The organism is Desulfuromonas sp. TF, assembly GCF_000472285.1.
GTDB lineage: Bacteria > Desulfobacterota > Desulfuromonadia > Desulfuromonadales > ATBO01 > ATBO01.
This window is the reverse complement of sequence record NZ_KI421412.1, coordinates 435,381-457,193: the sequence shown is the minus strand read 5'-3', so window position 1 is coordinate 457,193 and position 21,813 is coordinate 435,381. Positions and strand designations below refer to the sequence as shown.

Annotated in this window: 19 protein-coding genes; 3 read left to right on the top strand and 16 right to left on the bottom strand. The window is 59.6% G+C overall.

The genetic code is table 11. From position 1 onward, the window contains the following. The first annotated feature begins 4 nt into the window (after nucleotides 1-4). Complete coding sequence (locus DTF_RS0102065; RefSeq protein ID WP_027713969.1) at nucleotides 5-2,521, top strand: TonB-dependent siderophore receptor; 2,517 nt, start codon at nucleotides 5-7, stop codon at nucleotides 2,519-2,521. 50 nt (nucleotides 2,522-2,571) lie between these two features. Here DTF_RS0102065 and DTF_RS0102060 read toward each other — a convergent pair whose 3' ends face one another. Together DTF_RS0102060 and DTF_RS21460 are read right to left on the bottom strand one after the other, a co-directional pair. Then, entirely contained in the window at nucleotides 2,572-4,758 is a 2,187-nt protein-coding gene (locus DTF_RS0102060) for an LVIVD repeat-containing protein (protein WP_027713968.1), read from the bottom strand. A 67-nt stretch (nucleotides 4,759-4,825) separates the two neighbouring features. After that, complete coding sequence (locus DTF_RS21460; RefSeq protein WP_051360721.1) at nucleotides 4,826-7,255, bottom strand: hybrid sensor histidine kinase/response regulator; 2,430 nt, start codon at nucleotides 7,253-7,255, stop codon at nucleotides 4,826-4,828. 314 nt (nucleotides 7,256-7,569) lie between these two features. Here DTF_RS21460 and rdgC point away from each other — a divergent pair, with 314 nt between their 5' ends. Then, on the top strand, nucleotides 7,570-8,736 hold the full coding sequence (gene rdgC, locus DTF_RS0102050) for a recombination-associated protein RdgC (RefSeq protein WP_027713967.1): 1,167 nt from the start codon (nucleotides 7,570-7,572) through the stop codon (nucleotides 8,734-8,736). Between the two features lie 144 nt (nucleotides 8,737-8,880). On the opposite strand, the gene DTF_RS25050 is transcribed toward rdgC, so the two are convergent. From DTF_RS25050 to DTF_RS0102025, 5 genes are all read right to left on the bottom strand, one after another. Continuing rightward, nucleotides 8,881-9,585: a GDSL-type esterase/lipase family protein gene (locus DTF_RS25050; protein ID WP_051360719.1), complete on the bottom strand. Its 705-nt coding sequence runs from the start codon at nucleotides 9,583-9,585 to the stop codon at nucleotides 8,881-8,883. 328 nt (nucleotides 9,586-9,913) lie between these two features. Continuing rightward, a complete protein-coding gene (locus tag DTF_RS0102040; RefSeq protein ID WP_027713966.1) occupies nucleotides 9,914-10,159 on the bottom strand; it encodes a YheU family protein in 246 nt (81 codons plus the stop codon). Between the two features lie 12 nt (nucleotides 10,160-10,171). Next, complete coding sequence (locus DTF_RS0102035; protein ID WP_155890666.1) at nucleotides 10,172-10,768, bottom strand: nitroreductase family protein; 597 nt, start codon at nucleotides 10,766-10,768, stop codon at nucleotides 10,172-10,174. A gap of 43 nt (nucleotides 10,769-10,811) precedes the next feature. Beyond that, complete coding sequence (locus DTF_RS0102030; protein ID WP_027713964.1) at nucleotides 10,812-12,446, bottom strand: ABC-F family ATP-binding cassette domain-containing protein; 1,635 nt, start codon at nucleotides 12,444-12,446, stop codon at nucleotides 10,812-10,814. A 147-nt stretch (nucleotides 12,447-12,593) separates the two neighbouring features. After that, nucleotides 12,594-13,763 carry an MFS transporter gene (locus tag DTF_RS0102025; protein ID WP_027713963.1) on the bottom strand — a complete coding sequence of 390 codons (1,170 nt, stop codon included), beginning with the start codon at nucleotides 13,761-13,763 and terminating at the stop codon, nucleotides 12,594-12,596. 165 nt (nucleotides 13,764-13,928) lie between these two features. Between DTF_RS0102025 and DTF_RS21450 the strand changes: the two genes are divergently transcribed. Further along, nucleotides 13,929-15,275 (top strand): sialidase family protein, encoded by a 1,347-nt coding sequence (locus DTF_RS21450; protein ID WP_035055187.1) that lies wholly within the window; start codon nucleotides 13,929-13,931, stop codon nucleotides 15,273-15,275. A 6-nt stretch (nucleotides 15,276-15,281) separates the two neighbouring features. Here the strand turns inward: DTF_RS21450 and DTF_RS21445 are convergent, their stop codons facing one another. The 9 genes from DTF_RS21445 to DTF_RS21430 all read right to left on the bottom strand — a co-directional run. Further along, nucleotides 15,282-15,806, bottom strand: coding sequence for a hypothetical protein (locus tag DTF_RS21445; RefSeq protein ID WP_051360715.1), 525 nt, complete (start codon nucleotides 15,804-15,806; stop codon nucleotides 15,282-15,284). A gap of 43 nt (nucleotides 15,807-15,849) precedes the next feature. Continuing rightward, nucleotides 15,850-16,506, bottom strand: a complete 657-nt coding sequence (locus DTF_RS0102010; protein ID WP_027713962.1) for a cytochrome b/b6 domain-containing protein — start codon at nucleotides 16,504-16,506, stop codon at nucleotides 15,850-15,852. A gap of 13 nt (nucleotides 16,507-16,519) precedes the next feature. Then, entirely contained in the window at nucleotides 16,520-17,563 is a 1,044-nt protein-coding gene (locus DTF_RS0102005) for a cytochrome c3 family protein (protein WP_027713961.1), read from the bottom strand. Between the two features lie 2 nt (nucleotides 17,564-17,565). Further along, the gene (locus tag DTF_RS0102000) at nucleotides 17,566-17,838 is read right to left on the bottom strand and encodes a hypothetical protein (protein ID WP_027713960.1); all 273 of its coding nucleotides are present in this window, start codon (nucleotides 17,836-17,838) and stop codon (nucleotides 17,566-17,568) included. Nucleotides 17,839-17,875: 37 nt separating this feature from the next. Next, nucleotides 17,876-18,112, bottom strand: coding sequence for a hypothetical protein (locus DTF_RS0101995; protein ID WP_027713959.1), 237 nt, complete (start codon nucleotides 18,110-18,112; stop codon nucleotides 17,876-17,878). Between the two features lie 33 nt (nucleotides 18,113-18,145). Beyond that, nucleotides 18,146-18,565, bottom strand: a complete 420-nt coding sequence (locus DTF_RS0101990) for a response regulator (RefSeq protein WP_226989120.1) — start codon at nucleotides 18,563-18,565, stop codon at nucleotides 18,146-18,148. A 9-nt stretch (nucleotides 18,566-18,574) separates the two neighbouring features. After that, entirely contained in the window at nucleotides 18,575-18,826 is a 252-nt protein-coding gene (locus tag DTF_RS21440) for a hypothetical protein (RefSeq protein WP_035055183.1), read from the bottom strand. Between the two features lie 241 nt (nucleotides 18,827-19,067). Beyond that, nucleotides 19,068-20,549 (bottom strand): sigma-54 dependent transcriptional regulator, encoded by a 1,482-nt coding sequence (locus DTF_RS21435; protein WP_081702740.1) that lies wholly within the window; start codon nucleotides 20,547-20,549, stop codon nucleotides 19,068-19,070. A 14-nt stretch (nucleotides 20,550-20,563) separates the two neighbouring features. Further along, a partial coding sequence (locus DTF_RS21430; RefSeq protein ID WP_155890678.1) for an ATP-binding protein occupies nucleotides 20,564-21,813 on the bottom strand: 1,250 nt, incomplete at its 5' end.

Genomic DNA, 21,813 nt, shown 5'->3' with positions numbered 1-21,813 from the left:
AACAATGAATTATCCCGGAATCTTCCACACTCTCCTGTCCCTGCTTTTGTTCTTTTGGGCCTCCCTGACTTCTCCTCCTTGTTCTTTTGCCGCGCCCATAAAGGAAAATTCTGAGCAGAAGGAAACCTCGGGATACGTTCAATCGGGAAATCCCGCTGAAAACGACACTTCCAAACTGCCCGTTCTGCCAATGGTCACGATTATCGCCGCCCCGGAAGATAGGACGACCGGAAAATCTATCCTCTCCCAAGAGCTGATTGAGCACCTGCCGAAAGGCAACGGCACCATCAATGAGCTTCTTGACGTTCTTCCCGGAGTCCAGTTCAGCGACAAGGCCAATACTTCCTTGCAGGGAGGAGAAATCCTGCCGCCCAACCTTTCCATCTCCGGCGGCAAGACTTTTCAGAACAATTTTCTCATCGACGGCATCGGCAACAACAGCCTGCTCGACCCGGTTTCCACCAGTCGGAATTCCGTCCTGGATGTTTCCAGTCACCCTCAGGAGATTTTCCTGGATTCCCGCCTGATCGGCGAAGTGACCGTCTTTCGGCACAATATTCCCGCCAGGTTCGGAGGCTTTACGGGTGGAGTCGTCGATTCCCGGACCAGAAATCCGGAACCTGTTCCGGGTGGGTGGGTTTTTTACAGGACAACACGGGACGAGTGGACCAGGTTTCACGTCGACAGTGGTGACAGGAGCGATTTCGAAAACTCCCATGAGGCCTCACGGCAACCGGAATTCACCAAACACCATACCGGACTCGGGATCAATGTCCCTCTTGGCCCGAAGGGAGGTCTGCTGGCGTCCTTCACCGAGTTGTACAGCAAGATCCCCCTGAATCACCTGGGAGAAAGCAAGGAACAGACCCGTCGAAACGAAAACTTTTTCCTGAAGGGCATATGGAATCTCTCCCCGGACGACGTCCTGGGCCTCTCGATCCTCCAAGCTCCCTACAGAGAAGAGCATTTCAAATCCAAAACAAAAAACAGCGATTTTACGATCGAGGAGGGAGGGACGGCTGCAAACGCCTCCTGGAACCACTTTTTTGCCGGCAGCAGCCTGGCGGTGGACGCCGGCTTCAAAACAAGTGAGAATACACGGAAGGCCCCACCCCATCATTATTCCTGGCTCGTCCTGGGAGAGAAGGACTGGGGCGAGCTGCTCGGCACCACCAGAAGCTGGGAAGGGGGGTACGGCAACATCGAGAAAACGCAGGAAAGCGCCGAGGCCAGGGCGGAGTTCACCTTTCCCCGAATGGCCACATCGGCAATCGAACAGGAAATTTCTGCCGGGTTGGAATATGCCTGGGCCCATGGAGAATTCGACCGCAAAGAAACGACGCTGATCTTTTCCCTTGCCGTGGCCGACAGTAACGTTCTTTGCGATCAGGATTCTCTCGGATGCGTCGACAACGAGCAGTTTTTCTACAAGCGAACCGCTTATGAGGCAGACTCCGTCGGCGCCACCATCAACAACTACGCCTTCTATGTTGAGGAGCAGATCGACTTCGGCCGCCTCGGGCTGCGTCCCGGCTTGAGGCTCTCCTACGACGATTTCATGGGAAACACCAATTTGGCCCCCCGTCTCGCCGCCACCTATGACCTCTTTGGCAACAGCCGCACTCTGTTCATTGCCGGATGGAACCGTTATTATGGTAAGACCTTGCTGACCTATAAGCTTCGCGAGGCTCAGCGTCCCGCACGGACCGATATCCGGAGTCAGACTCTCGATGCGGAAAACCGTCCCTCGGCCGAATGGAGCAGTACGTACAGCACATCCGCTACTCGCTTTTCCGATTTAGAAACCCCCTTTGCGGATGAGGCGGTTCTCGGCCTGGAACAGCTTTTCTCCGGTGGACGCCTCAATCTCAGCTACGTTCGGCGCGACGGAAGAGATGAATTCGCCCGTGAAAAAGGGGAAATCCAACCGGACGGTTTCAGCTATTACATCCTGAACAACAACGGCCGCAGCAGGCACGAGGAATATTCCCTGATCTGGGAGGGCCGTTGGAAGCGGCACTACCTGTCCCTGAACGCCACTTATCAAGAAACCGAGAGCAGCGCCGAGGATTACGAAACCTTCCTCGATGCGGAAAGACGGGAAGAGCCGGTCTGGTACGAAGGGAAAGTCGTCAAGCGCGAGGATCTGCCGCGGCAGGACTTCAATCGTCCCTGGGTGGCAAACCTCCTCTATTCGGTTCAGCTTCCGTACGGATTCACGTTCACCAATTTCGCCAAATACCGCAGCGGTTTCCATGCCCTGGAACTTATAAAGAAGTCAGACTGGCCGACGTTGGACATACCCGAGGAAGTCGGATCGGCGTATCGGGAAGAAAAAGAGCCCGAATCCTGGGTTTTCGACTGGAAAATAGACTGGCGCAGAAACATGTTTCGCGACCAGGCGCTCCTGTTGAGCCTGGAGATAAACAACGTCTTCAATAAAAAAGTTCCCGTCGGGGGGGAAGCTGCTGAATTTGAAATTGGCAGGCAATTCTGGGCCGGAGCGGAATATCTGTTCTAAAAGGATGATGAATAAAGGTTTCCTTACGATGGACATTTTCTTTCAGCCCGCTAAGGCGCGGTGAAGGTCAGGACGCCGGGGAGCTCTCTGGCCTCACGACGATTGAACACCTGAAGAATATAGTCTCCCGGAAATGGAGGACTCGGAACCACAACGGTCATACGGTCGGAGCTGAGGATGACGGGTTTCCCCAGTTCGATCGGAAGGGGCAGAACCAGCACACCGCCATTCCCGTTCTCCACATGGAGCATCCCGCCGGAAATCGCGAAGGATCGGACATCGGCCGGAAGGGAGAGGCCGCCGACAATTCGCATATTCCCCGGATCGCTGACATCGATCACCTGCAAACCCTGACGGGTGTCCAGAACGTAGGCCCGCTCCCCGACCAGGCTGATGTCTTTTGCGTAATCAGAGACCCTGATGGAGCCGAGAATGTTCGGTTCTCCCGGATTGCTGATATCGAAAACCTGCACGCCGGCCTGGCCGTTCGCAATGAACACCTTCCCACTCTCCGCAAAAACGTCCACTGCCGTGGCGAAGGCCTGCTGCGGCCAAGGCAAGGTTGCGGTGCCCCTCAGCTCGGGCTTTTTGGGATTGCCGACATCGATGATTTGCAGCCCCTGACGGAGACTCGCCAGAAATACCATGCCCTCTCCGGCGTCAATCCTGAATACATCCGAAGACACCTCCAGAATACCGACCTGCCGGGGATTCCTCGGATCGGAGACATCGAAGATGCGCAATCTGCGATTGCACCTCTTCGCCGGATCGGCGGACCGGCCGCAGTCTTCGATCAGAAAAACCATATCGCCCTTCGCGGCGACCGCCACCGCCTCCCCGGAGACCGCCGCGGATCCGATAATCCGCGGAGCGCGGGGATCGCTGATCTCGATGACCTGAAGGCCGGAGGCGCCATCCGCCACATAGGCCAGCCCCCCGGCCACGGCGACCGCGGCAGCCTCTGCCGGAGTCCGGACCGAGCCGATAAGCTTCGAGGAATGGGGATGTGTCGCATCGAAGATCTTGAGTCCCATTGTCCCGTCCGCCAGAAACACCTTTCCCTCTTCGGCGACAAGGGATCGGGCATGACTGTACGTTCCGCGAAAATCCCCGGACAGCGACGGCCGCAGAGCTTCGATGTCGACGATCTTGAGGCCTCTTCGACTGGCGGCGACATACGCTTTGCCGTCGGCGATGGCGACGCTCCGGGCGTTACCCGTATCCACCTTCCCGATAATCTTCGGAGAGGACGGATCATCGATGTCGACCACCAGAACTCCACCGGTGGTTGCGGCGACAAAGGCCCGATTCTCCGTCACCGTCACATTCACGATAACCCCCGACATCTTGATCGAACCGAGAATATCCGGTTTTTCCGGCTCACTCAGATCGAGCACCAGGAAACCTCGGTCGGTATCGGCCACATAGGCCTTTCCATCGGCAACGGCAACTCCGAATATTCCCCCCTCAGATCGATAACTGCCGAGGAGGAAAGGCTTGCGGGGGTCGCTGACATCGAGGACATGCATTCCCCCTGTCATGCATGCCAGATAGGCACGGTCCCCGCTCAGGACTACCTTCCAGGCCGGACCTTCCGTTTTGATGTTGCCGATGATCTTCGGTTTCAGCCGGTGCCGCACATCGATGACCTGCAGGCCGCCGGCAAAATCGGCGACATAGACGATGTCCCCCCGAAAGGCGACCCCCAGGGCCCGATCCTGGGTGGGGACGGATGCAATGATCCGGGGATCTTCCGGGCTGCCGATATCAATGACCTGCAGACCGCCCTCGCCATCGGCAACGAAAGCCGTTTCCCCTTTTATGGCCACGGCCCAGGCTCTTCCCGGGGTTTTGACCGAGCCGACGATGCGGGGCCGAGGGGGGTCGCTTATGTCGGCGATCTGAAATCCCCTGAAAGCGTTAGCCAGATAGGCTCTCTGTCCGGATACCACAACGTCCTGCAAATTGGACCACGTTTCCAGGGAGCCGATCACGGCGGCTCGATTGCCGACATCCAGCGAAAGTGAAATCCGGGTATCGGAATCAAACCCGCCGCCTGACAATGTCACTGGAAGGGATTTCCCAAGGATGCCGCGAATGGCGCTTGCGGCGTCCACCTTCAGCTCGACCACGGAATCTTCCCGTTCGATCAGAACCCTTTTGAAAGCGCCCGCCACCAGCACGCAGGCCAGGACGGCGGCGACGGTGAAAACAAGTAAAGGAATTCTGGCGATCACTTCGTACCCTGTTTGCGTGTCAGAAAAGCGACAAACGAGGACCGGAGTCCGTTCTCCCCGGATATCTTCATTCCATGTCGGCGGCAGTAAAATTCAGCCATTTATCCACCAGCTCGAAAAGCTGCTGCTGTTTGAAAGGCTTGCAGAGGTAATCGTCCACCCCGACGGCCAGAAACCTCTCTCTGTGATCATTCCCGGAATGGGCCGACAGGGCGACAATGGGCGTCAGATCCCCCCCCTGCCGAATCATTCGCACAGCCTCGGGACCATCCATTTCCGGCATGTTATAGTCCATCAGGACCAGATCGTAATTTTTGCTCTGCAGGGCGCCGGCGGCTTCTTTTCCGGTTGAGACAATATCAACGTGGTAACCGCGGGTCTCGAGATGGATGCGAACCAGACGCTGAACATCCCGATTGTCTTCAGCCAGCAAGATCCTTCCCGCCACCCTTTCGGGGGCTATCTTTCCGACCCGAGGTGGAGCAGGGGAAAGCTTCCGGCACTGGCCGCCGCCTGAAGCAAGGAATTCCGTCAACTTCGGACCAAGCTGCGATAGACGCAGAGGTTTGCGCAGGAACCCGACCGCGGCGTCCCGCAATTCGATCTCTTCGCTGGTCGGCAGAGGGGATTCCAGCAGGATCAAGGGTGTTTTCGACAGTGCCGGATCCCGGCGAAGCTCGCTGACCAGTTGAAGAGAACCCGAGGAAGGCAAGTCCGCATCGAGCAAAACCGCCGTGAATGGAGTTCCCTTCCGGGCAGCGGCCCTCAATCTGTCCAGGGCTTCCGGAGCATCGCCGGCTGCTTCCACCTCCAGATCGAGAGCATGAAGGTGCTTCGTAAGCATGAGCCGAAACGACTGATTGTCGTCGACGATCAGAATTCTGAGCCCCGTAAAAACAAAGGGGTGGATTTCGGCGCCAGGCTGTCGCTCAAGGCTGATGACAAATCCGAAATTGGAACCTTTCCCTGGCCGGCTTTCCACATCGACTTGTCCACCCATCAGCCCGACCAGTTCCTTGACAATGGCCAATCCCAGACCGGTCCCGCCGTAATGGCGCGTCGTCGCACTGTTCGCCTGGGAAAAACTGTCGAAAATGAGTTGTTGCGCCTCTTCGCTGATGCCTATCCCGGTGTCTGTCACGTCAAACCTGACCAGAGCCGTTTCACCATCGTCTTGATGCAGCGCAAGTCGAATGACGATCTCTCCCCGATCCGTGAATTTCACGGCATTGCCCACCAGGTTCAGCAGGACCTGCCGCAGGCGGGCCGGGTCTCCTCGAAGAGCCGTAGGCGTGCCCGGCGCGACATCACATATCAGTTCCAGGTTTTTGCCCCATGCGTTCTGGGCGAACAGTGCGACCACCTCTTCCGTCAGATGACCGAGGTCGAAATCGACCGTCTCAAGCTCCACCTTGCCGGCCTCGATTTTAGAGAAGTCGAGAAGGGAGTTCAGGATGGAAAGCAGGGCTTCGCCGGATTTGTAGGAGGTTTCCGCCAGACTGCGTTGCCGGTCATCGAGTTCCGTCTGAACCAGAAGTTCGGTCATTCCCAGGATGCCTACCATCGGGGTGCGAATTTCATGGCTCATCGTGGCCAGAAATTGTGATTTGGCCCGGTTGGCGGCTTCAGCGGCTTCCTTGAGCTGTTCGAGATCAATAACGGTCCCGGCCAATTTGTCATTGGCCTCCCGAAGCTCCTTCGTGCGCCTGTCGACCTTCTGCTCGAGTTCCTGCTGATTCTGCCGCAGTTGGTCGTCGCGAATCTGCAGTTGAACAAGCATTTCATTGAAGCCGTCGACGAGCTTCCCCACCTCGTCAGTGGTCCTGCTTTCCACCCTAAGGGCGAAATCCTTCCGGTCGGAAACGATTTTCATCATTCCGGCCAGATGGAGGATCGGGCCTGAAATCAGATTCTGCAACCGGACGGCGAGATACAGGGCCACGCAGGAGAAGGCTCCTATAAACAGGACGGCTCCCAGAGCATAGCGGGTCAGCCGGGCATAAAGGATGTCCATATCCGAATGAAGATAGACCAGACCGATCTTTTCTCCCTGGTGGAAAACCGGCTGAAACAGCGCCAGATGGTCAAAGGAAAAGCAATAACTCTCCTTTCGCACCTTGACCGCCTCGGGTAGTTTCTCGCAGGCCGGAACAATCGGCTCCGCTTCAAGGATCGGGTTGCCGGTGCGCGCATTGACATACTGGGCAAAAGGCCTGTTCCCGCGATCGAAAACATAGGCCTGCCGGATGAGGGGTTCGGCTCTGAGTGAGGCCAGGATGTCCTCGGCCGATTGGGAATCGCGAAAAACGAGAGGGATGACGACGTTTGTGCCGAGAATCTTGGCCAGGGAGGATGTTTTGTCGAGCAGAGTCTGTCGGAAGGAATAAACTTCGGTAACCATAAATGCCATCGAGGCAAGGAGCATGATGCTGATGCTGCTCAGCATCATGATGGCTATGAGCTTCTGTTTTATGGATGCTTTCCGAAAAAACCCCATTTATCCCCACCCGCCCTATCACTGCGGGACTTTCCTGGAAAATGGCAAATGTATTGAAAAAGATGGAGAATCGTCAGCCGGGCGGCAAACGTCGCAATATTATCAACTTATCGAGTCCTTGCAAAGCCTTTTTGTAAATTTCCCGGTCTTGAGTGCGAGAATTTTGCACCCCTGTCTCTTCTCAGATAAACCTTGCCTCCGGGTAGGAAAAAGTGTATCCACTATGAGCCGCCGGGCGGGGACGATCATGCCTTTCCTCTCCCGGCTCCGCAATTGCCCTGAATTTCGTCACGCCGCAAAAAAGGAGTATCAGAATGGGCATTCTTTCCAATACCGCAAGCATCTGCCAGTTCAGGGTCGAGGGAAACCCGCCCGCCGCCGATCTTTTCGCCTGGGTAGGCGAGCGCCTGAACGGGGACGGATTTCGTTCCATCGACCATACGGCAGAGGAACTTTCCGTCGGCTGGGTTCACATCGACGATGCAAAGGAGAGCAGCTTCGTCTCTCCCAGTACGTTTCAGCGGGACCACTACATCGCCTTCAGCCTGCGCCGGGATCAGCGCCGAGTCCCCGCCAACCTTTTCCGAGCCCATATGGAAATGGCCGAACGCGAATTCCTGATCGCCCATCCCGGCCTGCAGCGAGTCCCCAAGCAGAAGAAGGAGGAGCTGCGGGATGCGGTTCGCGGCGCTCTCCTGTCCAAAACCCTTCCGGCTCCCTCCATTTATGATGCGGTCTGGGACACCCGCACCGGTCTGGTCACTTTTGCCAGCCTGAGCCCAAAAATGGTGGAGCAGTTCGAAAATCTGTTCAAGCAGACCTTCGAGGTATTGCGCCTGGTGGCGATCCATCCTTTCGCCCGGGCCGAAAACGTTCTGGAGGACAGCCTCAAACCGGCCCTGGGAAAAGCCAACGGCGCTTCGACGGACAACGCGCTCGACCTGATCAAGGATAACCGCTGGCTCGGCTGGGACTTTTTGCTCTGGCTCATGTACCGCACCATGAACGAGACCTCCGAATACAGGGTTTCCCTCACCGGTCCCGCCCTGGAGCAGGAGCTTTTCGTCGCCTATCTCAATGATCGCCTGATCCTCCTCGGCGGGGGCGACGGCGGGGTGCAGAAAATCACGGTGGCAGGCCCCCAGGACAACTTTCGAGAGGTGCGCACCGCACTTCAGAACGGAAAGCAGATTAACGAGGCGATCATCTATCTGGAAAAACAGGAGCATCTCTGGAAAATGACGCTGAAGGGGGAGATGTTTCACTTCGCCTCCTACAAAGCCCCGCCCGTCAAGATCGAAAAGGACAACCGCACCGACGAGGTCAGCGAGAGGGAAGCCGTCTTCTACGAGCGGATGTACGTCCTGGAAGAAGGGCTGCAGCTCTTTGACAGCCTCTATGCCGCCTTTCTCGGGGAGCGACTCGGGGACGGATGGAGTGAGCAGAAGAGAAAAATCGAAGAATGGCTGGCCGACGACTGAATGGAAAGCGACGGTAAGACAGGAGATTTAAAGAAGAAAATTTCCAGGCTAGTCTGACAGCCTCCTAGCTGAATCCGAAGCGCCGCAGCGTCTCCTCCGGCGCCTGATCGAAGTGGGAAAACTCCGCCAATCCAGTCTCCTACCTCACTCGGGCGCGGGAAGACCAAAGGCGGGGCGGATAACCTGCAGGAACAGTTCGGCGATCTGCGCATGCCCTTCATCTGACGGATGAAACCCATCCACATCGCTGGTCAATTCGTCCCCCACATCCAGGGTAGAAAGCCGGACCAGCCTGGCCTCGTGACGGGCCACCAGATCTTCGATCACGGCATTGAAGGCCGCGACCCGTTCAAGGGTGACGTCATCATCGGGATCTTCGACGAAACGAGGAAGGGCGGTCAGGTCGGGGAGGTCGCCCACGAAGATCAGGGCGGAGGTCTCCTCGCCCAGCAGTCCGAGGATGGCGTCGAGGTCGGCTCCGAAATCCTCCGGGGAGCGCCCCTGGGTCAGGTCGTTGGCGCCGGTCCAGAGGGTTACGAGGTCGGGGCGGACGTCCAGGGCGAGGCCGATTTCAAGGGCGTTCAGTATGTCGTCGGCCAGGGCGCCGGGGACACCGAGGTTCGTGAGGTCCACGTCCTCCCCCCGCTCCGCTTCCAGGGCATCGTCGATGAGATAGACATAGCCGTTCTCCAGGGGGGAGGCGCCGATTCCGAAGGCATCGCTGGCTCCGAGCGCCATGTAGTCCAGGGGTCCTTCTACCACAGTCGGCGGCGCATCGTCATCAGACGAGCCTCCGCAGGAGGTGAACAGGACCGCCGCCATGATTCCTGCCAGCCATCGATAATTCATAAGTCCTTCCCGCGGGCAGCGGGCTGTTATCCGCTGTCTACCCTGCTCAATTCAGCCGGTTCCGGCTGTTCTCCTCCCAAGAGGGAGAGCTGACATAAGGGCTACGACGATGCTCGTATCCATGATTTCCATTTCGCTTCAAAATCTCCCCTAGAATCGTCGGTCGAAACAATCACTAACATCCGTGTTATCATCAAGATCCGGCGTGTCAAGACAGAGGGGGCATTGACGTTGGAGAGCGCGGGTAGCGTTTGGGTGCAAACGAGAAAGGGGGCAGAATGATTTCTGCCCCCTTTACAGGTAAACTCTCGATTTTAAAGGCCGGTTTTCAGCGGCTTGCGACGATGTTCGCCGTTTGCGACGTCAGGTCGAAAACGACTTTGACCTTTTTGTCTCTCAGCTGTCGCAGAACCTGCTCCACCTTATCCTCCAGCGCACAGCCGGCATCCGCCCAGTCCGCTCCGTCCCGCGTCACGAACTCCTGGATCAGGTTTCTCAGGGTGTCCGGGTGGATCTGTTCGTAAGGGACCTCGATCCCTTCTTCGTTATTTCCGGCTGATTTTTCCCGAGACACGACTTCCTCCCCCTACTCAAGCACCCGCACCTGCATCTCCAGGGGCCTTTTGCCCGGGCCCTGGCTCTCCTTGGCGGCATACCCGACGGGAATGACCGCCATGAATTCCCCTTCGGGCTCGCCGAAAAACTCGATCACCTCATCCTTGATCAGAAAGAGCACTCCGAGCCATACGGTGGAAAGCCCGAGGGAGGTGGCGGCAAGGAGCATGTTCTGCACGGCCGCGGCCGAGCTCTGGATCTCCATGGTGCGAAAAAAGTCGAGGGACTGATTCGCGTTCAGCCGGAAGAGATTGGTCCCGTGGTTGATCAGCTCCCCGGTATTCACCACCGCGATGACCACCGATGCCGACTTGATGCTGCGGGCGGCCATGCGCAGAAGGGCCGAAGAGGCCTTGGGGAAATCCCCGGCCCTTGAGCTGACCAGGGCGGCGAGTTCGGCCTTCTTTTCTCCTTTGACCACCACGAACCGCCACGCCTGCTGATTATGGGCCGACGGGGCCTGGTTGGCGGCCTCGAGGATGGCTTTCAGAGCCTCCTCCGAGACGGGCTGCTCGGTGAAGGACCGGATGCTGTGGCGCTTTTCTATGGTTTTCAGCGTTTCATTCATAAAACCTCCTCCTATCATAAAATCTGGGTATTCGACCTCCCACTTACAGTGACAGCACGGCCTCCCCCTGGAAGAGCTCCTCCCGGATCCTGGAGACTTCGGGGCTTTCGAGGTAGTCGTCAAACGTCATCGCCCGGTCGATGAATCCGCCGGGGGTGAATTCGACGATCCGGTTGGCCACCGTCGACAGGAACGTATGGTCGTGGGTGGCGAACAGGATCACCTCGGAGTAGGCGATCAGCCCGTTGTTCAGGGCGGTGATCGATTCGAGATCGAGGTGGTTGGTCGGCTCGTCGAACACCAGCACGTTGGCCCCGGTGAGCATCATTCGGGCGAGCATGCAACGCACCTTCTCCCCCCCGGAGAGTACGTTGGATTTCTTGGTCGCCTCTTCACCGGAGAAGAGCATGCGGCCGAGAAAGCCGCGGGCAAAACTCTCCCCTTCGGTGGGTGCGAACTGGCGCAGCCACTCGATCAGGTTCAGGTCGTTTTCGAAGTAGCGGCCGTTCTCCTTGGGAAAGGAGGCGGCGGTGATGGTGACCCCGAAGCGGTAGCTGCCGCTGTCGGGTTCGAGCTCGCCGGTGAGGACCTGGAAGAGGGTGGTCTTGGTCAGGGCGTCGCCGCCGACGAAGGCGATCTTGTCCCCCTTGTTGACGGTCAGGCTGAAGTTGTCCAGCACCTTGACCCCGTCGACGGTCTTGGAGAGGTCCTTGATCTCGAGGATGATGTCGCCGCAGGGGCGCTCCGGCTTGAAGACGACGAAAGGGTATTTCCGGGAGGAGACGGGCATGTCCTCGAGGGTCAATTTGTCGAGGAGCTTCTTGCGCGAGGTCGCCTGCTTGGCCTTGGAGGCGTTGGAGGAGAAGCGCTGGATGAACTCCTTGAGCTCGTTGGCCTTTTCCGTGGTCTTGCGGTTTTCCTCCTGCTTCTGCTTCAGAGCCAGCTGGCTGGCCTGGTACCAGAAGTCGTAGTTCCCCACATAGACGGTGATCCTGCCGAAGTCGATATCGGCCACATGCGTGCAGACCTGGTTGAGAAAGTGGCGGTCATGGGAGACGACGATGACGGTGTTCTGAAAGCGGGAGAGGAACTCTTCCAGCCAGGCGATCGATTTCAGGTCGAGGTGGTTGGTCGGTTCGTCGAGGAGCAGGATATCGGGGGCGCCGAACAGGGCCTGGGCCAGCAGCACGCGGACCTTCTCGCCCCCTTCGAGCTCCTTCATCTTCTTGTGGCGCAGCTCTTCGGAGATGCCGAGGCCGTTGAGGAGCACCGCCGCTTCCGATTCGGCCTCGTAGCCGTTCATTTCGGCGAACTCGGCTTCCAGTTCACCGGAGCGGATGCCGTCCTCTTCGCTGAACTCCCCCTTGGAATAGATCGCCTCGCGCTCGGCCATCACCTTGTACAGCCGCTGGTGTCCCATCATCACGGTGTTGAAGACGGTCTCTTCGTCGAAGGCGAAATGATCCTGGCGCAGCATGGCGATCCGCTCGCCGGGACCGGTGGAGATCTCTCCCCTGTCCCCCTCGAGCTCCCCGGCGAGGATCTTCAGGAAGGTTGATTTGCCGGCCCCGTTGGCTCCGATGAGGCCATAGCAGTTGCCGGGGATGAACTTGATGTTGACGTCCTTGAAAATGACCCTCTTGCCGTAGGCGAGGGTCACGTTGTGAGCGCTGATCATGGAAACACTTCTTTCTCTTGAATAAAGGAAAAACTTGAGCCAAGCGGTTGACCGGAAAAGGAAAAACCACAGGGGTGATCCCTGTGGTTCACGAAAGTCATCTTACCATCTAAGGCCGGCCGGTAGCAACCGGATTCCATCCGGATATCAGGAGGCGGCCCGCTCAGCCAGGGACTCCTGCAGTTGGCGGTGACGGGGGATGAGCTGCACCGCCAGCAGGGAGACGAGGCTGAGCACGGCCCCGGCGATGAACGGTATGCGGTAATCGACCATCCAGAGCGCCCCGCCCATCACCGGCAGCACCACGGCGGCGATGTGGTTGATGGTGAAGCCGACCGCCATGCTCGGGGCGATGTCCCGGGGGTCGGCCACCTTCTGGAAATAGGTGCGGATGGCGATGGCGAAGTTGAACAGGATGTGGTCAAGGATGTACATCGCGATCACCACCGCTTTCGACCCGCTGAAGGCGTAGACCAGAAAGACGCCGATCAGGCCTCCGTACTCCAGGGAGAGGACGCACCGTTCGCCGAAGCGGACGATGGCCCGGCCGATGGCGGGGCTCAGCACGTAGTTGACGGCATTGTTGACGACGAAGAGCAGGGTGATCTCCGTCACCGTGCAATCGAACACCTTGACCAGCAGGAAGATCGAAAAGGCGATGAAGATCTGCCGGCGGGCGCCGGCCATGAAAGTGAGAAAATAGAAGAGGGAGTATTTTCGCCGGAAGATCATCCCGGTGTGCTGCGGCTCCACCTGGCGGTGGGTGGGATCCTGAAAAAGCCCCCAGATGCCGGCCGCGACCACCAGGAGGCCAAGCGTCAGAAACATGATCCGGTAGCTGAACGCCAGGCTCATCAGGAAAATCAGGAGCCCCGCGGCGATGCTGGTCGCCGCGGCCAGGCTGCGAAGCCGGCCGAAGACCAGGGGAGAGGTGGCGGTGCTGAAATACTGCAGGGTCAGGGACTGGTTGGTCGTCTCGAAATAGTGAAAACCGAAGCTCATGATCAGGGTGGTTATCACCAGGCCGGAATAGGTGGGGAAAAGCCCGGTCAGGGCCGTGCCGACGCCGAGAAAGACGATGGAGAGGGCCGAGAGCCGATGCTCCCGGATCACCAGCATGACGAACACCGCCAGCAGAGCCAGAAATCCCGGGACTTCGCGCACCGAACCGATGACCCCGATCTGCAGACCGTCCAGGCCGGCGACTTCCACCGCGAAGTTGTTGAACAGGATCATCCAGGCCTGCAGGCCGACGACCGAGGCGGCGGTCTGGACGATCAGAAAGCGCAGCATCGGTCGCTGCTCGGATGGAACCATTTTTCAGAACCTTTCAAGGGGAGATTTCTCAGGACGACAGTCTGCGTCAATGTTCGGTAAAAGATAAAGAAAAAAAGCTGTCCCGACCTCCAGGAGGGCAATTGACAGGGGGCGATTTTGAGCTAGGCGTGTAAGGAGAGAGGTCATTCAGCGAGGAGAGGCGCCATGAGGTCAAGATTTCCCCCTGTACGCTCAGGGCTTGCCACGCTCCTGGGGATTCTACTGGTGGCGGCACCCGCGTCGGGAGGGTCGGATTCGCCGGGGATGAGGTGGGATAAAAGGATCAAGGTGGCATCGGGCGGCGGATACCAGGGCCCCTGGCGCATGAACGAATCGGAATTCCATTACGTGGATGATCCCGCCGTGGCTATTGACGAGAGGGGGATGATCGCGGTCGCTTGGGCCGACCAGTCCCGGCAGGACATCTTCTTCCAGGTCTACGAGCCGAATGGAGGAAAGCGCTTCGAGGAATCAGTCAACGTTTCCAGGAGCCCGCAAGTCTTCTCCTGGCTTCCCCGGATGGTGCTCACCTCCTCCGATCCGGGCCGAGTGTACATCCTGTGGCAGGAGATCGTCTTTTCCGGCGGGACGCATGGCGGCGAAATCTTTTTCGCGCGTTCGGCCGACGGCGGGAAGACCTTCAGCAAACCGATCAATCTCTCGAAGACCATCGCCGGCGCAGGGAAGGGGCGTCTCACGAAGGACTACTGGCACAACGGGAGCTTGGACATCACCCTGGCCCCCAGCGGGAACCTCTACGCCGCCTGGACCGAATACGAAGGAGCCCTGCGGTTCAGCCGCTCCACCGATGGGGGCGTGAGCTTCTCCGAGCCGATGCACATCTGGAACGGAAGCGATGCGGATCCCGCCCGCGCCCCTTCCCTGGCCGCCGGAGCCGGAGGCGAAGTTTATATCGCCTGGACCGTCGGAGAAGAGCCGTCCGCCGACATCCATTTCGCCAGGTCGGCCGATCACGGGCGGTCCTTCGGCGAGCCGCGGATCGTCGCCCGGAGCGAGGGGCATGCCGACGCGCCGAAAATCGCCGTGGACGCCAAGGGGACCGTTCATCTCGTTTACGCCGAAAGCTCCGGCGGCCCTCTGGAGCGCTATCACATCCGCTACGCCCGGTTGAAGGCCGGCGAGGGCGACTTCGAAAAGGCGCGGGAGATTGCCGGACCGGCTGGACGATGGGAGAGCATGAATTTTCCGGGGATGGGTCTGGATGGGGGGGACAACCTCTACATCGTCTGGGAGCTTTTCCCCGAGCCGGTAAGCTATCCTGAAGGGCTCGGGTTCACGTATTCACGGGATGGTGGGCGGACGTTCGCGTCCCCTGCGATCCTTCCAGGGAGCGTCGATCCGGCACTCGGCACCGGCGGCGGCAGGCAAGGGCTGCTGATGAGGAAGCTCGCCGTCAATGCCGATGGAGTGATCGCCATCGCCCACAGCACCTTCAAAAAGAGCGAGTTCAGCTGCATCTGGCTCTTCCGCGGGGAAGCCGCCCAGCGCTGATGGGATTCAGAGCTTGCCGACCATCTCCTTTCCTCCGGGCAAGGTCTTCATCGAATAGGCATAGATATTGAGCAGCTCCAGCCCGCAGACCACCAGCCCGGCGACGAAGACGAAAATGAAATGTTCGTCCAGGGCGTTGGCAACGGCGTAGAAGAAAAAGAACATGGACCGGCAGACGAGATGCCGCCACTTCAGCGAAGGCATGGCACCGCCGGCGGTACGGTCGAGGATCAGAACCACGGTTGAGAAGAGATAGACCGCCAGGGCAAGGGTCGTCAGGGCCGGCGGCGGCGGGCAGCCGAGAAACTGCCGGGTGCTCTCCGCCAGGGGCGCGAGCAGGTCGATCCGGCGGATCAGGAAGAAACAGGTGCTGACCAGGAGAAAGGCGAACAGTCCCTGCAGCCAGCGGCGCGAGAATAATTGGAGCTCCTGCTGGTGATCCTGGAGGTGGTTTCCTCGGCGCCGTGCCGACGGTGCGTCGAAGGTGCTCTGCCGGGTCGCTTCCGGTTCGGGATTCATGCATCCGTTCATGACAACCTCCTTGTCCTAGTGCCCGCGGTCTCACCGCCGCGCATCAGTGCTCCTCGGCTTCGACCTCCTCCCAACCGGTCCACATCGGCTTGAGGTAGGCCATGGGAGTGCGCCCGAGAGTGGCGAGATAGACATGGGTGAAGAGAAAGGCGAAGAGCGAACAGGCCAGAAGAAAATGCACGCCGACGAGTAGCTTCAGCCCTCCGGCTATGAGCACCAGATCCCGCAGGGGGGCGACGTTCATCAGCAGAATGCCGGTCAGGCTCACCAGGGGCATCAGGACGAACATGATGGCGAGGTAGGCCGATTTCTGCAGGGGATTGAACTTGTTCTCCGGCGTCGGATGGTGCGGGCTGGGCTTGCCCTGGAAATAGTTCCAGAAGTAGAAGATGGCCTGCCGCACCAGGCCGTGCCGCAGGTCGTCCCGGTTGGGAACGTACAGCCGGGTCATCTTGTGACTGATGCAGGTGTAATAGAAGAACCAGAGGGAGAAGGAGATGGCCACCAGCAGCCCGGCGGTATTGTGGAGCATGATCGCCGATTTATAGCTGCCGAAGATGTTGAGGTGCTCGGGAAACCGGATCTGGGCGCCGGAGATGCCGAGGGTTACGATGCCGAGTGCGTTCAGCCAGTGCCAGATGCGCACGGGGGTGGGCTGCAGGTAGACCTTGTTGCTTTTTTCGGTGATTTGGTCGGTCATGGTTCGGCTCCTTTTATCGTCTGTTTTTTCGTGTCAGGAAGCGTAGCGTGCCGTGCCCTACCGGCATGACCAGGCCGCCCGCGAGGATGAGAAGCCCAAGAATGTTCAGTGAGGCATTGCGCGTCGCGCCCATCATGTAGAAATCCGGCGTTCCATTGAGGGCGTCGAGGATCGCTCCCCGCTCCACCCGCATCCTGTCGTAGGTGCCGTCCGGCCGGGGCAGGGCGACGAAGCTGGTCTGCATGGCTTCAGGTCCCGAGGCGTGGCAGAAAGTGCAATCCCAGCGGTTGTCGAGAATCTGCAGGTTATGGGTGACCACCTCCGGCATCAGCATCCCCTTGAGTCGCAGGGTGCGGGTCCGGGGCCCGGTGGCGAAGGCCCTGAGTTCGGCCAGGGAGACGAAATCGTCTCCGTCCGTATCGATCAGCGAAGCGATGTCCCCGCCTTTGGCGAGTTTCTCGAGCTCCCCGTAGTCGGCCAGTTCAAAGACCGTGTACCCTGCCTCTGCCCTGGCGCCGGGCCTGCTGAGGTAGAGGGTGATGACGTAGTCTTCCGACGCGGTGTGACAGGTGACGCAGGGAAGCATCTCCAGGTGCAGGTCGGCCTGGGGGAGCCATTTCCCATGCGCGTTTGTCATATCCTTCGCGTCGTGGCAGGCAGAGCACGTTCGGTTCATGTCGTTGCCGGAGACCTCCCGGGAGGAGTGCGCCGCATGGGGGTTGTGGCAGTCGCCGCAGGCGACGTTGCCGGCGTGGGCGGTGGCGGCATATTCATCGGCGACGTCCAGGTGGCAATCCCTGCAGCCCGCCTTGGTGGGAGCCAGGCCGTCGTCGGGGTGCTCGTCTGTGACCGATGCGTGGCAGGCGGAGCAGCCCATTTCACCGTGCGCGGTGTGGTCGAAGGAGCGGGGATCGATGGCCAGCTCCTCCCCTACGGACTCCGCGTCACCGTGACAGCTCAGGCAATCGTCGCTCTCCAGGGCGGCCGCCCCGAGGGGAGAGGCGATGAGCGCCGCCACGGCCAGAGCCAAACCCCATCTTCTCAGTTTCGATCCCATAATCATTCCTCCGGTGCAATGGAAGGCTGTTCGGTCCTGAACAGCACGCGTTGGGAGCTTCTTTTCGATTTGGCCAGATCCTCCGCCAGGGAGCGGAGGGCCATCAGGGCGGAGAAGACCTGGGCCACCAGGATGATGGAGCAGTATCCGAGGAAAAATGTGATGACCAGGCCGCTGAAGCCCTCCATGGGCTGCCAGCCGAAAATCGCCGGCGTCCAGACGATGACCGCCCAAAACGAGCTCAGCGCTCCTATCCAGCAAAGTTCCTTTTTCATGATCGATTCTCCTTTGGCAGTGCCCGGGCACCCGGGCCTAGCGGTACGTACTGGCCGCTTCCTTCTCCCTTGCTTCCTTCTCCGCAGCGGCGGCCCTCCGGGCATTGAGGATGGCGGGGATCACCTGGGCGATGACAATCAGGGCGCAGAAGCCGAGAAATGCCCAGATCACCAGGGGACTGTGGTCCTCGCGTCCCCCGGTCGAGGCGCAGGCGAGGGCAGGCAGCATTGAGAGTCCGGCGGCTGTGAGCATGGTGCTGATTGCGGGTTTCATGAGAGCTTCTCTCCTTTCCGGTTCGGGAAAGTTCTAGTGGATGCTGAGGATGTTCACCACGTTCTTGAAGGCGCAGTCCACGGCCTGCCGGATCTCTTCGCCTTCCTCCGCGTTCATCGGCTTGAGGGCGTGGTAGAAGATCCCCTCCCGGCGGATCCTGCGCAATGTCGGGAGGGATTTCTCGTCCGTGATCAGGATGATGGTCAGGTTCCGGTCACATTTCCTGATAATGGGGACCAGGTCCGCGGCCGCTATCTTTTCGTCGAAATCGTTTCCCATAAGGATGACGTGAGCGTTTTTCCGGAGGATTTCGCTCAGGACAACGGCGGCCGAATCGGTTGTTCTCACCAGGTAGCCCGACTTGAGCAGGACGTCGGCAAGCAGCCGGCGGGTCTCGGTGTCCTTGTCCGCTATGAGAATTCCTCGTTCGTCCATGACCGCCTCTTTTCCCATGGAATCACCCTACTTTCCGTCGCCGGTCGGCACTCTGACCTCCGCCTTCTCTTTGGCAGAGGGGCGGAAGACCTCCTTGAGCAGGACGCCGAAGAGCATCAGCGCGGGGGCGACCTGGAAGGCGATGATCACGGCGATGAAACCGAGGAAGAGGGTGACCCCCAAGTTTTCCGCTCGTCCGATTCCTGCAAGAGCGCCGAAAAGTGCCGCTCCGGCCAGGACCAGGCCGACGATGGCGGATGTGCTGACTGCTTTTTTCATGGTCGTCTCCTTTCTGCATGGTTGTCGACAAGCATCACTGTCGTGTTCCCGGGAGTACGACCAATGTCATTGCATCCGCAATGCCATGCTCGACAAGTTCGGTCCATATCCTGAATGTCATGTAATTACGGGTAATTGAGATGCCATGAAGGGGATTTTGGGGGAGGGTGGATTTTCCTGCCGGAGAAGAAAATTCCTGCCGGACAGGAAATTTTCCTCCCCGGCAGGAAATGATAGAGGGTCAGGACCGGTGCGGATAAGGGGTGTTTTCCTCCGGCGGGCAGTCCGTTTCCGGAGGGTTGCGAAGCGGATCGCGGCGTTCGACCTTGTGCTTTTTCAGGAGAGCATAGAGGCGGGACTGGGAGAGGCCCGAGAGGCGGCAGGCTTCCGGGATGCTTTCTTCGGCCAATGACATCAGGTCGTGCAGATAATGCTTTTCCGCCTCGGTGTAGACCGTCTCCCGGTAGTCCTGGAACTTCGGCAGCCGCCGGGGCGGTTCGCCGGGACGGTCGCCGTCCTCCTTTGATGGGGTGCGCCCGACGCAGTTGCGCATGATATGAACGCGAATGTCGGGTGGGAGGTGCTTGGGGTAAATCGTCGGCTCGAAACGCGCCGTCGCGAAGGCACGCACCAGCGTGTTGGCCAGCTCGCGTACGTTTCCAGGCCAATGGTAGGCCATCAGGGTTTCGCAGAACTCCGGGGAGAAACCCTTGGAGGGGAGGCCATAACACTCACAGAGCCGGTCCAGCTGGGTTCGGGCGATCTCCTTGATGTCCTCTGTTCGCTCCCTCAGGGGCGGCAGGTCGATGGCGAAGGAGCGCAGCCGGAACAGAAGGTCGCTGCGGAACTGGTGTCTGGCCGCCATCTCCTCCAGGTTGCGGTTGGTTGCAGCCACCAGTCGAAAATCGCTCTCGACCTCGCGGGCGCTGCCCAGTGGGCGGAAGCGGCGTTCCTGCAGGACGCGGAGGAAGGTTTTCTGCAGCGACAGCGGCAGCTCCCCGACCTCGTCGAGGAAGAGGGTTCCGCCATGGGCCTGGCTGATCATTCCTTCCCGTGTCTTCTCGGCGCCGGTGAAGGAGCCTTTCTCGTGCCCGAAGAGCAGGCTTTCCGCCAGCGTCTCGGGAAGAGCGGCGCAGTCGACGACCACGAAATTCCTGTCGGCTCGCGGGCTGTTGCGGTGGATGGCCTGGGCGAACAACTCCTTGCCCGTCCCCGTTTCACCGGTAATGAGGATGTTGGCGTCGCTGCCGGCCGCCTGGGCGAGCAGGTTCAGGCAGGCCATGAGCTTGGGGCTGTTGCCGTAGATGTCCTCCCGCTTCAGGGCGCACACGCTCTGCTTCAGGCTCCGGGCCTTTTTCTCGCGGCGGTATTGCAGGGCCCGTTCGAGGGAGAGGGTCATCTCCTTGACCGAAGAGCCTTTTTCAAGGTAGTCCCAGGCGCCGCTTTTGATCGCCAGTTCGGCTCCGTCCGGCTCCCCGAACCCGGTGATGATGATCACCTCGGGTCTGGACGGAGCCTCGGCGATGGCGGGGATGGTCTCGAGCCCGTTGCCGTCGGGCATGCGCACATCGAGGAAGACCACGTCGAAGTCCTCCGAGGCGGCCATTCCGACCCCCTCCCCGAGGGAGCCGCTGCTGGCTGCTTCATGCCCCAGGCGGCGGATCATCAGCTCCAGGGTGGAAACCATCAGGTCGTCGTCGTCGATAATGAGAATGCTTGCCATCGTCACCTCTTCCGCTATCGATTCTGGTCCAGCACCCGCCGGATTATCCTGGCGAATTCGTCCCTCTCCACCGGCTTCATCACCACTTCGCGGATGCCGGCGGCGCGGGCGTCCTGCTCGGTGATCCCCCCGCCGGCGCCGCAGCCCAGACCGGTGCAGAGGATGATCGGAATGTCCCGGCGCAGGCCGAGGATCTCCCGGGCGAGCCTCTGCCCCGTCATGCGCGGCATGGTCTGGTCGGTGATGACGAGGTCGAAGCGATCGGGCTGGGACCGGAAGACTTCCAGCGCCTCAAGACTGTCCGTACCCGCCACCACAGCGTAGCCCAGTTTTTCGAGCATCCTCTGCCCGGCAAAGACCAGGTCTTCCTCGTCGTCGAGGAAAAGGATGCGCTCCCGGCCGCCGGTGAGGGGGACGGAGGAGGTCTCTTCCATGACCTTCTCCGGCAGATCGGTCCGCGGCAGGAAAATGTGGAAGGTGGTTCCCTTGTCCGGCTTACTGGCGAAGGAAATTCCGCCGCCGTGATTCTTGACGATGCCATGGACGACAGACAGTCCCAGCCCCGTTCCCCGTCCAGGCCCCTTCGTGGTGAAGAAGGGATCGAAAATCCGCTCCATGGTCTTTTCCTCCATCCCGTGACCTGTATCGGAGATCGACAGGCGCACATAGCGTCCTCCCGGGAGCTGCGGGACGGCCGCGGGATCGCCCGCCGCCAGGTCGACGTTCTGCAGCATGATGTCGAGGCTTCCTCCTTTCTCCCGCAGGGCGTCGGCGGAGTTGGTGCAGAGATTCATGATGACCTGGTGGATCTGGCCCGGGTCGGCCAGCACCAGTCCGAGATCACCGCCGGAGTGATGACGCATGTCGATCGTGGCCGGCAGGGAGGGCCGCAGCAGCTTCATGCATTCGCCGACGACATGATCGAGACGCACCGGCTGACGCTCCTTTTCCACCTGGCAGCTCAGGGTCATGATCTGTTTGACCAGGTTCTTGGCCCGGAATCCGGCCTTGAGGACGATGGACAGGTGCTCCAGAACGATCGATTTCTCCGGAACATGATCCAGGGCCATTTCCGTGTTGGTGGTGATGGCGGCCAGGATGTTATTGAAGTCATGGGCGATCCCCCCGGAGAGGGTGGCGATCGCTTCCATTTTCTGGGCCTGCCGGAGCTGCCTCTGGAGCTTCACCTCGTGGGTCTGATCGCGTATCACCGCCGCATACGCCGTGATCCCGCCGGCGCCGCAGACGGGAAAGACCCTGGTCT

Coding starts and splice junctions, on each gene's coding strand:
- DTF_RS0102065 (WP_027713969.1), top strand. CDS start 5: ATGAATTATCCCGGAATCTTCCACACTCTCCTGTCCCTGCTTTTGTTC.
- DTF_RS21460 (WP_051360721.1), bottom strand. CDS start 7,255: ATGGGGTTTTTTCGGAAAGCATCCATAAAACAGAAGCTCATAGCCATC.
- rdgC (WP_027713967.1), top strand. CDS start 7,570: ATGGGCATTCTTTCCAATACCGCAAGCATCTGCCAGTTCAGGGTCGAG.
- DTF_RS25050 (WP_051360719.1), bottom strand. CDS start 9,585: ATGAATTATCGATGGCTGGCAGGAATCATGGCGGCGGTCCTGTTCACC.
- DTF_RS0102035 (WP_155890666.1), bottom strand. CDS start 10,768: ATGAATGAAACGCTGAAAACCATAGAAAAGCGCCACAGCATCCGGTCC.
- DTF_RS0102030 (WP_027713964.1), bottom strand. CDS start 12,446: ATGATCAGCGCTCACAACGTGACCCTCGCCTACGGCAAGAGGGTCATT.
- DTF_RS0102025 (WP_027713963.1), bottom strand. CDS start 13,763: ATGGTTCCATCCGAGCAGCGACCGATGCTGCGCTTTCTGATCGTCCAG.
- DTF_RS21450 (WP_035055187.1), top strand. CDS start 13,929: ATGAGGTCAAGATTTCCCCCTGTACGCTCAGGGCTTGCCACGCTCCTG.
- DTF_RS21445 (WP_051360715.1), bottom strand. CDS start 15,806: ATGAACGGATGCATGAATCCCGAACCGGAAGCGACCCGGCAGAGCACC.
- DTF_RS0102010 (WP_027713962.1), bottom strand. CDS start 16,506: ATGACCGACCAAATCACCGAAAAAAGCAACAAGGTCTACCTGCAGCCC.
- DTF_RS0102005 (WP_027713961.1), bottom strand. CDS start 17,563: ATGGGATCGAAACTGAGAAGATGGGGTTTGGCTCTGGCCGTGGCGGCG.
- DTF_RS0102000 (WP_027713960.1), bottom strand. CDS start 17,838: ATGAAAAAGGAACTTTGCTGGATAGGAGCGCTGAGCTCGTTTTGGGCG.
- DTF_RS0101995 (WP_027713959.1), bottom strand. CDS start 18,112: ATGAAACCCGCAATCAGCACCATGCTCACAGCCGCCGGACTCTCAATG.
- DTF_RS0101990 (WP_226989120.1), bottom strand. CDS start 18,565: ATGGGAAAAGAGGCGGTCATGGACGAACGAGGAATTCTCATAGCGGAC.
- DTF_RS21440 (WP_035055183.1), bottom strand. CDS start 18,826: ATGAAAAAAGCAGTCAGCACATCCGCCATCGTCGGCCTGGTCCTGGCC.
- DTF_RS21435 (WP_081702740.1), bottom strand. CDS start 20,549: ATGGCAAGCATTCTCATTATCGACGACGACGACCTGATGGTTTCCACC.